Raw genomic sequence first — 15112 nt, forward strand, 5'->3', positions numbered from 1 at the left:
ATCCCGTTGCCCCGGCAGGGATCCGTCATTATGTTCTAATCCATGAACTATATAATGGAAGTGGAATCTCTGGAGAAGAAATTCGGTAACGTACATGCGGTAAAGGGTATATCCTTCGGAATTCCCCAAGGAAGCTGTTTTGGTCTTCTCGGCCCCAACGGTGCAGGAAAAACAACAACCATTGAAATCATGGAAGGCATCCAGAAACCAGGCTCCGGGACCATTACCTTCAAGGGAAATCCCACCGGCCAGAAATTCAGGGAAAAAGTGGGCATCCAGTTCCAGCACACCGCATTGCCGGAATTCATCACGGTAAAAGAAACACTTGAGCTTTTTTCCAGCTTCTACCCCGATCCCCGTCCCCGGGATGAGGTTATAAGGCTCTGTTCCCTGGAGGATATTATCGACAGGGACAACCGGAAATTATCCGGCGGACAACGGCAGAGGATGCTTCTTGCCCTTGCCATTCTGCCCAAACCGGAAATTGTGTTTCTGGATGAACCCACAACCGGCCTGGACCCCCAATCACGCCGGAATTTCTGGGAGCTGATTCAACGGATACGCAGCGAAAACACCACGGTTCTGCTGACAACTCATTATATGGATGAGGCGCAGGTGCTGTGTGATCAGATTGCAATAATGGATCACGGCCGGATTCTGGAGCTTGACACACCGGAGGCTCTGCTGAACCGGCATTTCCAGGGCGCCATCATCCAAATTCCCTGGAAGGAAGGGTTCACTCTCCAGGACGGCAAAGCGGTGGCGGAAAAACTGGGTGCGGAGCTGGATCCCCAGGGAATGAAAATTATCACCTCCCAGATGGACCGGACAATCAAGAGTCTCCTGGAAGCGAATGTGAACATTGACGGTCTCAGCGTTCACAAACCGAATCTTGAAGACCTGTTTATTAAACTCACGGGGTCATCGCTGAGAGCCTGATGCAGGTGGTCGGGTAATGTAATTATTTAATAGGAGTATACATGAGGTCCAATATCCCTCTACGATCATTTAGAGCAATGGTAAAAGCCAGAACCATGGAATTCGTCCGTGACAGGGGAACATTTTTCTGGAATTTGCTCTTTCCTTTTTTACTGGTTTTCGGATTTTCCTTCGCATTCTCCGGTAACCCCGAGGGAATATTCACCGTCGGAACTCTGGGACAGCCGCCGGAAAATTACACGTTTCTGGAAACAGAAGGTATTGACCGGATAGATTACGATGAGCGGGACGAACGTCTGGATTCGGCAGTTGAACGGCTGCGCCGGCATCAAATAGATATGCTCCTGGACTTCGATAATCAGACCTATTATGTGAACCGGGAAGCACAGGGCAGCCAGCTTCTGCTGGAGCTGTTCTCCGGATTTCAGAGCAGTTCTCCCCACCCGCCTCTGAATTCCGCCACCGTTTCCGGTGAACCCATCCGCTACGTGGACTGGCTGGTTCCCGGAGTGATCGGGATGAACATGATGTTCAGCTGTCTCTTCGGCGTGGGCTTCGTGCTGGTGCGGTACCGGAAAAACGGGGTGTTGAAACGGATGAAGGCAACTCCGGTTTCGGCCCTGAATTTCGTCTCCGCTCAGGCTGCTTCACGACTGATGATCGTAATCATCACATCTATTGCAGTTTTCGCCGGAACCAATATCTTTCTCAATTTCATGATGAACGGAAGCTACTTCAACCTTCTGCTTATCACCACCCTGGCCATTCTCTGTATGATTGCTTTAGGGCTTGTATTTGCATCCCGGATTAAAAGCGAAGAGCTGGCAGGAGGCTTGCTGAACCTGGTAACCTTCCCCATGCTGATTCTTTCCGGGGTGTTTTTCAGTCTGGAAAATGCTCCGGCATTTGTGGGAACCGTGGCCAAAGTTTTTCCTCTGACCCATTTCATAGACGGAGCCCGGGCCATCATGCTGGACGGAGCCGGCCTGCTGGAAATACTTCCGAATATACTGTATCTGGGAGGGCTGACCCTGGTTTTTCTCGTCCTGGCCTCATTCCTTTTCAAGTGGGAGTAATGTAAACCGGCATACCCGGTTCTTTCCCATGGCTTTGGAAGCAAGCAGGGCCTGGTCTGCCCTGAAGATCAGGCTGCTGCTGTCAGTTCCATCGCTGTGTTCAAGCTCCGCACAACCCAGAGAGACTGTGACCCCTGCTTCCGGGTTCTTCTCCACCGCTTTGCGCATCCGTTCCCCCACGTCCGCGGCCTCCGACTCACTGCTGTGGGGCAGTATGGCCAGAAACTCTTCTCCTCCGTATCTGCAGAGGCTATCACCCTGCCTGAGTACATCCCGCACCGAGAAAACCACCTGTTTCAGGACCTCATCACCGAACAGATGGCCATTCTGATCATTAACATTCTTAAAGTCGTCAATATCAAACATCACCACAGAAAGAGGATATCCGTGGCGCCTGGAGAGGGGAAGCTGTTCTGAAAGAAGCTCCTGCATCCACCTGCGGGTAAACGCATGGGTCAGGGAATCGGTAATGCTTCGTTGTTTCAATTCCTCATACTGCTGTGAATTATTCAGCGCAATTGAAACCTGGGTTGCATAGAGCTCCGCCAGCCGGCGGTCGTCGGAGGTGAACGGGCCTTCATCACAACGGTCAAATGTGATCATCCCCAGCACCTCGTCTGCAAAAATCAGGGGTACACCCAGCCAGTGCCTGGTGTCCCTATTTGCAATTTCTCTGAACCGGGGATAGCTGTCGGCCAGTTTCTCATTGATCACCACAGAACTCCGTGTCTGGATGACCCGGGTGTTCGGATTGTTGCCGGGTATGGGAAACCGGATTCCCCGGATAGAATCTTCGCCTCGCTGAAACCCCATTCCTCCCAGTATTATCAACTCTTCCTCAACAAGAATCTGCACCGAAGCGCTGTTGAAGTCAAATACCTGTGCCGCCTGCTCCAGAATTGCCTCTATGGTCCTGTTTAAATCCAGACGGGAACTGATGATCTGCCCCACCGAATGAATGGTGCGCAGCTCCCGGGCCGACTTTTCGGCCTGCATCCGGGCATGAATTTCGTCGGTGAGGTCATAATCGAAGCCCACATATGAAGCCACGGCCCCTTGATCATCACGCTGAACGATCAGACTTGTGGAATGAATCCACCGCCATTCTCCGGATTTGGTACGGATGCGAAACAATACAGATTTGAATGCGCTGTCATCAACATGAAGATGATCAAGCTGAAGCTGCACAACTTTCAGATCTTCGGGGTGGACCAGATCAATAAAGCCGAAATCTTTCATATCTTCATCTGTATAGCCCCAGCTCTCCCACATCCGGTTGGGATACACGCGGCCGGCACGCTGATCATGGATAAACAATCCCACATCCCTCATTTTATCTATGAGGCAATGAATGTCGAAGCTGAAGTCATATTTGTCGGCGCAGTCCACGTTCACGTCCTGTATTGCATTTTATTGATATTTTAGTATATTGGGTAATTCATTCCCAGTCTACAGCAATCATGCTATTATTATCCCAGTCCCAATCGTTCTGCCAGCATAGCTCAGGGGTAGAGCAGCACTCTCGTAAAGTGCAGGTCGTCAGTTCGAATCTGACTGCTGGCTGATTTAGGTTGATCTTTGATGGGCAAATAAGGAAATTACATACATGAACATATACAAATTTTCCCCGGTGTTGGCTTTATTCCCGCTGTTAATTTTATTTTCCGGCACCATTATCAGTGCTGAAAGCGGAGCTGAAATGATTCAGGATCCCGGCTTTGTGGATGGAGAAGAATCCCGGTATGTTATCAGATCAGGTGATGAGATACGCTACAGCAGAACGGTTATCAACCGGATATCCAGAGAAGACCGCCGATACTACGAGATTACCAGTTTCGATGAAACCGGCGAACGAACGCTTGTTGTCACCCCCCGGAACCTGATGCCTTTGGAGACCCGTGCAGTCAACAGAATCGGCGATTCCGAATACAGCACCACCACCCTGGTTTCCAGCCATCCCCGGCTTGCATCCGACCAGGTGTTTGTGATCGGCCTGGAGGATCTTCAGGTCATACTCAGAGGGTATCCCTTCACAAATCCCCAAAGCCTGAAGTTGAAAATCCTGGGCCAGAACGGTGAAGATACCGGCTTCAGTCTCACTGTGGAATACCGTAGAGAGGAACGGCTGGAGCTTCCCGCCGGTACTTTTACCGCCCACAAGCTTGAGGTCGTCACCCGTCTCCCGGGAGCCATGTCAATTTTCCGTGGAGCAATTCCCAAAAACTATCTGTGGTTCAACAGCGAAGCTCCCCACCAGCTTTTGAAAGCAGAAGGTGCCGGAGGCTTCGGTTCAGGGGAAACCCAGGTGAGTGAACTGGTGGACTATCAGAATTGATATGCCGGACTGCCGGAAAAAATGGAATAAAAATCGTGCGCATCCTTGTATTCATATTAAAGATTTCTCATAATTTAAGAGAATCTATTTCTATGGAGGATGCCATGAAAAAGGCAACACGTTTTTTTGTTATACCCCTGCTGCTCATAGTACTGCTGGCAAGCTGTACAAGCACCAATCTAACCACCAATAAAACCGGATGGTCGGATTATGCGGAAATTTTGAGCAAGGATTATGAGGTGGTAGGTCATATCAGGGTGGAAGCCACGGAAACCAAAACCGTTTCTCCCCTGGGTTTCAATACCACCATCGAAGGGAATACCATCACCTACGACCAGCTCATCGCAGCTGCAATGGAAATCGGTGCGGACGATGTAATCAACGTGCGGATTGATGTACTTGAAGAGGGTAATACCAGCCCGTTCCAGTGGCTGACCGGCCATACCAAGGTGTATACCTATTATGCCAACGGCCTTGCGATCCGCTACACCGAGCCGCTCGCCGAAGGAGTTCCAACTTTGGGCCATTCCAAGGAAGATCTTCCCGGAAGCTCTTTCGGATTTGAACTTCCCTTCTCAGTACCCTTCTTCTAAGGTGAACACACGGGTTCCGGTTGATGCCGGCAACCTACTTTACCTTTGCAATGCATTGGCAAAGGTTCATCTAACCAAAAAAGGATGCCTGAACATCTGTTTCAGGCATCCTTTTTCCATTAATTCATGCTTCTTTTTTCAAAAATTGTCCGGGCTTAAGGAATACGAAGTCCGGGATCAGATAAACTGCCTTGAAAGGCGTTCATGGGTATGCTTCACCGCATCGGCGTTGGACATGAGCAGAGAAGTACTGTCCCAGGTTCCCTCCAGAAGTGCACTGCGCCGGCTTTCGGGCATAGAAACTTCCACAGAGGTATTACCGTAGCGGATGGTTCCCTCACGGATATCCAGTACATACTCCTCGCCCGGCTCTTCAGCAGCATGCCGCTGCAGGCGCTCAATATCTTCGGCTGAGGCTGTGACCACGGGTGTTCCCAGCATTATGCAGTTTCCAGCGAAAATTTCGGCGAAGCTTTCAGCCACAATGGCACGGATGCCCCAGCGCACCAGACTCTGGGGGGCATGTTCCCGGGAACTTCCGCAGCCGAAATTGGAATTTGCAAAAAGAATGTTCGCCCCCTGATATTCGTCCCGGTTGAACGGATGATCCTTTGTGGGTTTGCCCGACGAATCGTAGCGTTCATCATAAAACGGATAGTTGCCCATCCGACTGAAGGTGATTTCCTTAAGAAATCTGGCGGGGATAATCCGGTCGGTATCTATATCATTTCCCGACACCGGTACGGCCCTTCCCTGAATTGTTTCAATGTTCTTCATATTTTCCTCCTGTGCGTAACGTCCCGGAACATTATCCGGCCAGGGCCTCACCCATGGGATTGAAGTCACGAATGTCGCTCACCCGGCCATTGCATGCTGCGGCAGCCACCATGGCGGGAGACATAAGCAGGGTTCTTCCTGTGGCGCTGCCCTGCCGTCCGATAAAGTTCCGGTTGGAGGAACTCGCAGATATCTGATCCCCTTTCAACTGATCGGGATTCATTGCCAGGCACATGGAACAGCCGGCCTCCCTCCATTCAAAACCCGCAGCGGTGAAGATTTTATCCAAACCTTCATCCATTGCCTGCTTTCTCACCTGCATGGAGCCGGGAACCACAAATGCATGCACAGCAGGATCCACTTTCCTGCCCTTGAGCACTTCGGCGGCTGCCCGGAGATCTTCTATTCTGCCGTTGGTACAGCTCCCGATAAATGCCACATCTATGGCTATTTCCGAGGGTTTCTGACCGGGACTGAGCTTCATATGGGAATAGGCAAGCTCAGCAGACCGCCGTTCACCGTCATTAGTCATTGCCGAAGGTTCCGGCAAATTCTGATGAATGCCGACGCTTTGCCCCGGAGTGACCCCCCATGTAACCATGGGTTCTATTTCAGATGCATGGAAGCGGACCACTTCATCGTAGACGGCATCCTGATCCGATGCATACTCTTTCCAGTTTTCAACCGCCTTGTCCCAGTCGGCTCCCCGGGGGGCGTATTCCCTGCCTTTCAGGTATGCGAAGGTGGTTTCATCGGGGTTCACATACCCTGCACGGGCGCCTCCTTCAATGGACATGTTACAAACGGTCATCCGTCCTTCCATGCTCATGGAATCGAAGACTTCACCGGCATACTCATAGACAAAACCGATTCCTCCTTTGACGCCCAGGCGGTTGATGATAAACAGCGCAACGTCCTTGGGAGTAACCCCTGTTCCCAGCTTTCCGTGTATTTCGATACGGCGAACTTTCAATTCATCCATTGCCAGACACTGGGAGGCAAGAACATCACGAACCTGGCTGGTTCCGATTCCAAACGCCAGGGCACCGAAGGCTCCGTGAGTTGATGTATGGGAATCACCGCAGGCAATGGTCATTCCGGGTCTTGTTAGGCCCAGTTCCGGACCCACAACATGTACCACCCCCTGTTTTCCGCTCTGGAAGTTAAAAAACTGGATGCTGTAATCCTTGGTGTTATTCTCGATGGCCTGCATCATGCTTTCTGCCTGCCCGTCGGCGAAGGGACGCTGATGGCTGTGGGTGGGCACTATATGATCCATGGTGGCAAATGTCCGCTGAGGATACGCCACCTTCAGTCCCCGCTCCCTGAGCATATCAAAAGCCTGTGGACTGGTCACTTCATGAATCATATGAAGTCCGATAAACAGCTGGGTCTGTCCGGTGGGCAATTCGGCCACCCGGTTATTTTCCCAGATTTTATTGTAAAGGGTACGTTCTGCCATAATCTCCTCCTGGATATATTCACGAGTATATGCAAAATATTTTCATTTGTATAAGATATTATTACTATACTTAGCATAGGTTTTAACTATGGAAATGCATCAAATCAGATATTTTCTTGGGGTGCAGCGGGAACACTCGTTTACCCGGGCAGCCGGATTGTGCCATGTGTCCCAGCCCTCTTTATCTGCGCAAATCCGCAAGCTTGAAGAGGAACTCGGGGGCGAGCTTTTTGAGCGAAGCCGGAAAAGAATCCGGCTCACCGCCAGGGGGGAACTGTTTCTTCAATATGCTCTGGAAGTGGAACAGAGGACGGAGGAACTTTGGGGCGCAATTCAGGATTTCGATAATACCGGAACCGGAAAGATCGCACTGGGGTGTCTCCCAACCACCGGAGCTCACGTACTTCCCCCGCTGCTCACGGAGTTTTCCCGCACTCATCCTGATGTAAAAATTCAGCTTCAGGAGGGATCCAGCCCTGCTCTGGCCCAGGCTCTCCTGGATTTCGACATTGACCTTGCAATTCTGGATGAAGCGGGCCTCAAACCCGGCCTGCAATCCACCCCCCTGTTCCAGGAACCCCTCTACATCGCCCTGCCCGGCAATCATCATCTTTCAACCAAAACAGATCTTCAGCTGGAAGATCTGAAAAATGAGAGTTTTATCCTTATGCGGAAGACACACGGATTTCACAGCATTGTCATATCAGCTTTACGAGACCGAGGCGTGGAACCCCATGTGGTGTATGAAAGCAGCGAAATTGAAACCGTTCAGTCCCTGGTTGAAGCAGGTCTGGGGATCTCTCTGGTTCCGCGGATGGTCTGCAGCAACCGGAATATCTGTTACCGATCCGGGGGAAAATCGGCCCCTTCCAGAACCCTGCTTCTTGCCTGGCGGAAAAGCTATCGACCTCCCCCTGCCGCCCAGGCTTTTTCGGAACTTTCCGCCAGCCTGCTGGCCCGTAGATTCGGAGGAGAGGAATAATCAGGGTAATGCCATGGATCGATGATATTTGATATTACAAAGCTTAATTACAATTTTCTATTTCCGTTGTACAATAATACCATCATTTTAAAACACAGGGCTACTTAATGAAAATGAATCCAAACGATTGGTGGAAGCACGGAGTCATCTACCAGATTTATCCCCGAAGTTTTCAGGACAGCGACGGTGACGGCACCGGAGATCTGCCGGGCATCATCTCACGTCTGGATTATTTACAGTGGTTAGGAATAGACGGCATATGGCTTTCCCCCATTTTTCCATCTCCCATGCGGGATTTCGGCTATGATATCCGGGATTACCGGAACATAGATCCCGTCTTCGGATCTCTGAACGATTTTGATCAACTGGTCGAAGAAGCCCATCAGCGGAATATCAGGATAATACTGGATCTGGTACTGAATCACAGCAGCAGCGATCATGCCTGGTTTCGTGAATCCATGAAGTCACCGGATGGAGAAAAATCGGACTGGTATATCTGGCATCCCGGGAAAAAGTTCCTGGGATTCCGCAGACCTCCCAACAACTGGAGAGCCGCCTTCGGCGGAAGGGCATGGACCTGGAACCGGCTGCGGAAAAGCTATTATCTGCATCTGTTTCTCAAGGAACAGCCGGATTTCAACTGGAGAAGCCCGGAGCTCAGAGAGGAATTGATGAACATCGCCAGGTACTGGCTGGAACGGGGGGCAGACGGATTCCGCCTGGACGTTATCAATTATATTGTGAAGGACAAGCAGTTCAGATCCAACCCCTATCGTATTCGCAAAGCGCCCCCCAGATTTCACGATCAGCAGGATCATGTCTACGACAGAAATCAGCCGGAAAGCCATACATACCTGAAAGAATTCCGCAGCATAATGGATGAATACCCCGGCAGCATGCTGGTGGGGGAAGTGTACCCGAATGAAGGGGTCAGTGAGCCCCGGTACCCGGCGGAATACCAGGGCAGCGGCGGAGATGAGCTTCACATGGCGTTCAACTTCTCGTTTATGTACGCAGAATTCAATGCCTCAGACTTCCGGAAGAAACTCATGGATTGGTATGAGGTGCTTGGGGAGGAACGCTGGCCGTCCCATGTTTTCAGCAATCATGACCAAAGCCGTGCCATCACACGGCTGTGCGGAAATTCCCGGACCAAAGCTGCGCTTCTCGGGGGTATTGCTCTCACCCAGAAAGGTACGCCCTTCCTGTACTACGGGGAAGAAATTGGAATGACAAACGGCAGAATCCCCGGATCCTTGATTCAGGATCCCCTTGGAAAAAAGTACTGGCCATTTCATCCAGGCCGGGACCCGGAACGTACTCCCATGCAATGGGACGGCAGCCCACATGCAGGATTCTCAACCGCCGAGCCCTGGCTGCCGGTGAACCCGGACCACGCCGGCCTGAACGTGGAGAGGGAAATGCAGGATCCTTCGTCTCTTCTTCATTGGTACCGGAAACTGATACAGCTTCGGCGCAATATTCCTGCTCTTCACCGGGGCAGCATCATATTCCCCTCTTCACCGGTCAGGGACAATATTCTGATCTACTTCCGGCAGGATGGAGATCAAAGCTACCTGGCAGCAGCGAATTTTTCCGGGGAGGAACGTGCGGTGGACAGGATATCTTTCCCCGGAGAGTTCAGGGATAGGGGCTTGCGGCAGATACTGGCTTCACACTCATTGGGCTCAGATCCGGTGGGAGACAGCGGGGACTCGGCATTTCCTCATCATGCTCCCATTCTCCGCCCCTATGAGTTTGCCCTGTATGAGCTCGAAAACTGAAAATTTTTCTTCTGAATGCATATAATAGAAAACAAGGATCAATATCATCATATGAAATTATACAGACTTTTCCTTTTTCCCAGAGCGTCCCTGTTCCGGGCAGCTGCAGCAGCTCTTGTGGCCATCGCAATCCCGGGCCTGCTTGCAGCCCAATCCCTTTCCCAGCTTCCGGATGATCCGCGGGTAGAGCAGATCGAAATTCAGGATGGACTCATAAACAGCAATGTGTCTTCAATTATCCAGGATGATCGTGGCTTTATGTGGATAGGAACCACCGAAGGTCTGAACCGCTTTGACGGCTATGAGTTTCGCAGTTTCACATATATTCCTTTCGATACTAACTCACTCAGTCAGAGTCAGATTCAAACCATGCACCTGGATTCCCGGGACAATCTATGGGTGGGCACCTACGGCGGCTTGAACCGGCTGAATACCCTGACGGAAGATGTCGAGAGCTTCGAACATAATGCGGATGATGATACAAGCCTCAGCAGCAACCTTATTATCTCCATCCTCAGGGACAGTCAGGAACGGTTATGGGTGGGAACATCCAATGGTCTGAATTTGAGTACCGACGGTGGGCAGACCTTTCAACGGTTTTATCACCGGGATGAAGATCCCCACAGCCTGGGTGACAACACAATCAGAGCAATACATGAGGATAATGGGGGTCGAATCTGGATAGGACATTACGGCGGTGTGAGCATCTGGGATGACAGGGAGAAAGGATTTTTGAATATCTCCGGACCATCAGCAGACAGAGAGGATCTGGCCGGAAACACAACTCTACCGGGGTCATTCGTCATGGATATAACCCAGGACTCCCGGGGAGATATCTGGCTGGGCCTGTGGGGAGGCAGCATTGTACATTTCAAAGACGACGGGCAGGATATACAAACCTATTCCATTCCCGATGACGGTATATATACCTTGTTATTCGATTCCAATGGCATACTATGGATCGGCACCTGGTCCAGCGGTCTCTATGCAATGAATCCCCGTGACGGAAATTTCCGGCAGTTCAGCCGTTACGGGAAAGAAGAAGATCAATACCATGATCTTATTTATTCTCTTCATGAGGACAGAGGGGGAATTCTCTGGATCGGAACCCGCGGCGGGGGCATCCAGATGTATGACCCCAAGCGAAGCCGTTTCCAGGTATTTGAACACGAAAGCGGGACTGGGGGCATTTCACCCGGCAGCTACACAACCATGGCGGAGGATTCTGAAGGCACCATATGGATAGGAACTTACAACAGCGGAATTAATGCATACAATCCGGTCAGCGGCACATTCACCGGATACTCCCGTGATGGAGAGAACGGCAGGAAGCTTGAAAACAATTTTGTCCTGAGCACATATACAGAAAAGATGGGCGAGATTCTTGTAGGCACCCAAGTGGGTCTTCACCGCTATGATTCCTCTTCCGACTCGTTTGTGCCGGTGGAAGGTCCGTTCAGGGATCAGATTATCCAAAGCGTTACACGTGATTCAGACGGCAATCTGATTGTGGGTACGTATTACAACGGATTATACATATATGATCCCTCCCGGGATGATTACCGGCATTTCGCAAATGATCCCGCTAATCCCGCCAGTATCAGCGATAATCTCATCAGCAGCTTGTATGTGGACCGGAATAATACACTTTGGGTCGGCACCAATAACGGACTGAACCGTTTCACTGAGAAAGGGTTCACACGGTATTTCCATGACCCGGATAATCGTACATCTATTTCCGGCAACAAAATCAGTTCCATTCAGGAGGACAGCTACGGTCAGTTATGGGTGGGAACCAATGGAGGAGGGATCAACCTGTACAACCCTCAGCAGGGAAATTTCACCCACTATACCACCCGAAACGGGTTGGCGAATAACACCGTACACGCCATCACCGTTGATGATGAAGGCAGGTTGTGGATCAGCACCACCCGGGGAATTTCCATTTTGGATCCCAATGAAGAAAACTTTGTGAATCTTGATGAGGATGACGGTCTTGTTCATTATGAAATGACCTCCGCTGCCGTAAAGAGTCGAAGCGGAGATATGTATTTTGCCTCAGTTGCCGCGGTTCACCGAATTCAAAATATTGATTATGTAAACAACCAGCATATTCCACCTGTGCAGATCACCGGCATCGAAATCGCCGGGGAACGGATCATCTCATCCAATTCAGAGGAGCTTCAGCTTCCATACAAAGAGAACTTTATCACATTTAATTTCTCCGCACTGGACTTCAGTGATCCTGACAAAAACAGATACAGCTACAAACTGGAGGGAATTGATCAGGACTGGAGTCCGGTGAGCGGGGAAAATTTTGCCGTCTACACCAATTTGGCTCCCGGCCGTTACCGATTTCTTGTAAAGGGGTCCAATAATGATGGAGTCTGGAATCCACGTCCAACGGAATTCAGTTTCCGCATTTCTCCGCCATGGTATCTGTCTCCTATTGCATTATCCCTGGCGATTCTGTTCGTGGCCGTTTTTCTCGGTCTGATGATCACAAATTTCAGGGTGCGCTGGAAGCTGAACAATGAGCGGCTGAAAAAGGAAGCCGAAATGAACCGCAGACTTGAGCACAAGGTCACCGAACGCACCAAGGCTCTTCAGCGGGCACGGCAGGATGCCGAAGAAGGGCTTCAAACTAAAAGCAGATTTCTTGCCAACATGAGTCACGATATCCGTACTCCATTAAACAGCATCATCGGCTTTTCCGAGATGATCAGCCGTACAGAAGACCGTGGCAAGCTGGATGAATACGCAGCTACGATTTTCTCCGAATCCAACAAACTTCTCAGCCTGATCAACCAAATTCTGGATCTTTCCAAAATTGAATCCCGAAAAATGCCGGTGGAACTGAGGCCGGTTAACCTTGATCAGTTTGTCAGAGAAATTACCGCCTCATACCATGACAAGGCCGCAAGAAAAAACCTGTCGTTCGCAACATCCATTTCAGCCCAGCTTCCTCCCTACCTAGTAACAGATCCGGTGAATCTCAGCAGAATTCTTGAGAATGTACTGAGCAACTCCCTGAAATTCACCAAGGAAGGGGAAATCCGACTTGATATTGAACCGGGAAGTGCGCCTGAAAGTGAAATGTCCAGGGCCGACGGACGGCAGGACAATGAACCGTCCGCAGAAATTCTTCGTTTTATTGTACGGGACAGCGGGATCGGTATACCCGAAGAAAAGCAGGAAATAATTTTTTCAAGTTTTGAACAGATTGATAAATCAATGGATAGAGAATATCCGGGCTCAGGGCTTGGAATGTCCATAGCCCGTGAATTGACTGAAACCCTCGGGGGAAAAATTCTTCTGAGATCCCGTCCCGGTCACGGCAGCACCTTCACCATTGAGATTCCTGTACATCATATTGAAAATGAACTTCAGCTGGATGAATCAGGAGGTGAATCTACGGAGCATATTAATCTCCAAGGGAAAAGGATTCTGCTTGTTGAGGATTATCTTCCCAACCAGGCCATCGTACAGGCGCTCCTGGAGTCCACAGGAGCCGAACTCACAACGGCTGAAAACGGTGCGAAAGCCCTGGACCTGTGCGAGGGGCAGAATTTCGATATTATCCTCATGGATCTTCACATGCCGGGGATGGATGGTCTCGAAGTTACCCGCCGACTGCGCACTTCAGGTGCAAATTCCACTACGGTGATTCTCGGCCTCACCGCCGATGTGATGAAGGAAAGCCGGGAACGCTGCCTTGCTGCGGGAATGAATGATGTCCTCACCAAACCTATCCGTCAGCGCACCCTGATGAGTGCACTGCAATTCTGGTTGAATCAATCGGAAAGCAATTCTTCTCAAGCTGGCGAATCTATTCAGATGAGTGAAGCCGATGCGGCTGAGAGCGGCCTTCCAGGAGGCAGCCGGTTTCCGGTTGTATCCGTGCCCAGGTTTTACGGCCAGCATTCCCGAAGCAGGATTTTTGATTATCAAGGTCTGTTGGATGAATACGGAGACGCTGAACTGATCCGGGAACTCTGCAACGGATTTATTGCTTCAGCACATGAAGGCATGGCCCATATTCAGGAAATTCTGGAGAAACCCGAGTTAGACGGTCGGGATCTCAGGGAATTACATCGTGAAGGCCACAGCATGAAGGGCGGTGCCATAAATCTCATGGCTATTGACCTTGCGGAAAAGGCCGAGGAATTGGAACGGCTGGCCAAGAAACTTGCGGAATCCGAAGAATCTGAAGAGATTCGGAAAATTATCAGCAGCGGCGAAATTGACCGCCTTACCCATGCAGGGGTACGAATAAAAATTGCTCTCCAGGATTTTATTCGCGAACAGTCCGATCCGGAAAATATTCAAGGTACATAAGGCTTGAACCTGAAGCGGCCAGGCCTAACAGAAAAATATTCAGGAATGGAATAAACATCATCAGGTACACGGCGAATCCGAACCCGAGCATCAGCATAGGATGCTTCCTCAAAACCCTGTAGCGGTCCCGAATTCCCACCATTCTCCTGTTTCCCGACAAACCGGTATATTCCAGGGAAAGCATCACCCAGGTGAAGGCATAGCTGAGTATTACCTGCAATATGCTCCCCAGACCGGGAATCAAATGAAGCGTCAGGAGCAGTACATTTCCCGCCATGGTAATTCCCAGCAGAAGCAGGGCATCTCCTATTGAAAAAACCGCCACCTTGAGCTGATTCCCCAATCCCTCGGGTGCCGCAGATTCACCGGAAACCCGCTCTTCGGTTTTTTCACTCACCACATCCAGAAACGGCCCGGCAACCACCGGTCCGAGAATTAAAAACAGGATAAGACCAATGCTGATGAGAGCGAAGGTGAACAGACCGCCTAGAGCCGAGCGAAGAACGCTCAGCAAAGCGGATCCTTCAGCGGCAGGTGCTGCCCAGATGAGATCCCTGAGATCATCACCGAATCGAATAGCAAGCCAAATAGAGAGAATCAACAGTACGATCTGAATAAGGGCGGGAATCAGAAGAATTTTCCAGAGACTGTGTCGTTGCACAACTCCGATGGCCTTGAAGGGATAGGAAAAACCTTTAAATATATCTCGTAGCGGGTTCATGGGGTCATTGTACCATAAAAAAAACCGGCAGGCATGCCGGACGTTGAGCCCGGCCGGCAGCTTACCGGTTTCGTGTTTGTTTGCATGGACTGAGGGCGGCAGGCC

General features: G+C 50.6%; 11 protein-coding genes and 1 tRNA gene. 8 read left to right on the plus strand and 4 right to left on the minus strand.

What is annotated here, in order from left to right:
* Nucleotides 1-42 precede the first annotated feature (42 nt).
* Both L21SP2_RS12685 and L21SP2_RS12690 read left to right on the plus strand, forming a co-directional pair.
* Nucleotides 43-939: an ABC transporter ATP-binding protein gene (locus L21SP2_RS12685; protein WP_041401576.1), complete on the plus strand. Its 897-nt coding sequence runs from the start codon at nt 43-45 to the stop codon at nt 937-939.
* Nucleotides 940-980: 41 nt separating this feature from the next.
* Entirely contained in the window at nt 981-2015 is a 1035-nt protein-coding gene (locus L21SP2_RS12690; protein ID WP_041401577.1) for an ABC transporter permease, read from the plus strand.
* Here L21SP2_RS12690 and L21SP2_RS17460 read toward each other — a convergent pair.
* The gene (locus L21SP2_RS17460; RefSeq protein WP_024268941.1) at nt 1992-3404 is read right to left on the minus strand and encodes a sensor domain-containing diguanylate cyclase; all 1413 of its coding nucleotides are present in this window, start codon (nt 3402-3404) and stop codon (nt 1992-1994) included. The genes L21SP2_RS12690 and L21SP2_RS17460 overlap by 24 nt on opposite strands.
* Before the next feature lie 102 nt (nt 3405-3506).
* Between L21SP2_RS17460 and L21SP2_RS12700 the strand changes: the two genes are divergently transcribed.
* The 3 genes from L21SP2_RS12700 to L21SP2_RS12710 all read left to right on the plus strand — a co-directional run bounded on the left by L21SP2_RS12700 (nt 3507) and on the right by L21SP2_RS12710 (nt 4943).
* A tRNA-Thr gene (locus tag L21SP2_RS12700) sits at nt 3507-3578 on the plus strand.
* A gap of 43 nt (nt 3579-3621) precedes the next feature.
* A complete protein-coding gene (locus L21SP2_RS12705) occupies nt 3622-4350 on the plus strand; it encodes a hypothetical protein (RefSeq protein ID WP_024268942.1) in 729 nt (242 codons plus the stop codon).
* 104 nt (nt 4351-4454) lie between these two features.
* Nucleotides 4455-4943, plus strand: coding sequence for a DUF6567 family protein (locus tag L21SP2_RS12710; protein ID WP_041401579.1), 489 nt, complete (start codon nt 4455-4457; stop codon nt 4941-4943).
* Nucleotides 4944-5120: 177 nt separating this feature from the next.
* Here L21SP2_RS12710 and leuD read toward each other — a convergent pair whose 3' ends face one another.
* Both leuD and leuC read right to left on the minus strand, forming a co-directional pair.
* Nucleotides 5121-5720: a 3-isopropylmalate dehydratase small subunit gene (gene leuD / locus L21SP2_RS12715; protein ID WP_024268944.1), complete on the minus strand. Its 600-nt coding sequence runs from the start codon at nt 5718-5720 to the stop codon at nt 5121-5123.
* Between the two features lie 31 nt (nt 5721-5751).
* Nucleotides 5752-7182, minus strand: coding sequence for a 3-isopropylmalate dehydratase large subunit (gene leuC / locus L21SP2_RS12720; protein ID WP_024268945.1), 1431 nt, complete (start codon nt 7180-7182; stop codon nt 5752-5754).
* An 88-nt stretch (nt 7183-7270) separates the two neighbouring features.
* Between leuC and L21SP2_RS12725 the strand changes: the two genes are divergently transcribed.
* The 3 genes from L21SP2_RS12725 (at nt 7271) to L21SP2_RS12735 (ending at nt 14286) form a co-directional block, all read left to right on the plus strand.
* Nucleotides 7271-8164: a LysR family transcriptional regulator gene (locus L21SP2_RS12725; protein ID WP_024268946.1), complete on the plus strand. Its 894-nt coding sequence runs from the start codon at nt 7271-7273 to the stop codon at nt 8162-8164.
* A gap of 107 nt (nt 8165-8271) precedes the next feature.
* On the plus strand, nt 8272-9948 hold the full coding sequence (locus L21SP2_RS12730; protein ID WP_024268947.1) for a glycoside hydrolase family 13 protein: 1677 nt from the start codon (nt 8272-8274) through the stop codon (nt 9946-9948).
* Nucleotides 9949-9999: 51 nt separating this feature from the next.
* Nucleotides 10000-14286, plus strand: a complete 4287-nt coding sequence (locus L21SP2_RS12735) for a two-component regulator propeller domain-containing protein (protein ID WP_041401581.1) — start codon at nt 10000-10002, stop codon at nt 14284-14286.
* Here the strand turns inward: L21SP2_RS12735 and L21SP2_RS12740 are convergent.
* A complete protein-coding gene (locus L21SP2_RS12740; RefSeq protein WP_041401582.1) occupies nt 14243-15007 on the minus strand; it encodes an EI24 domain-containing protein in 765 nt (254 codons plus the stop codon). The two genes, L21SP2_RS12735 and L21SP2_RS12740, sit on opposite strands and share 44 nt — an antisense overlap.
* Between the last annotated feature and the right edge of the window lie 105 nt (nt 15008-15112).

It is taken from the genome of Salinispira pacifica (genome assembly GCF_000507245.1).
Taxonomy (GTDB): Bacteria; Spirochaetota; Spirochaetia; order DSM-27196; family Salinispiraceae; genus Salinispira; species Salinispira pacifica.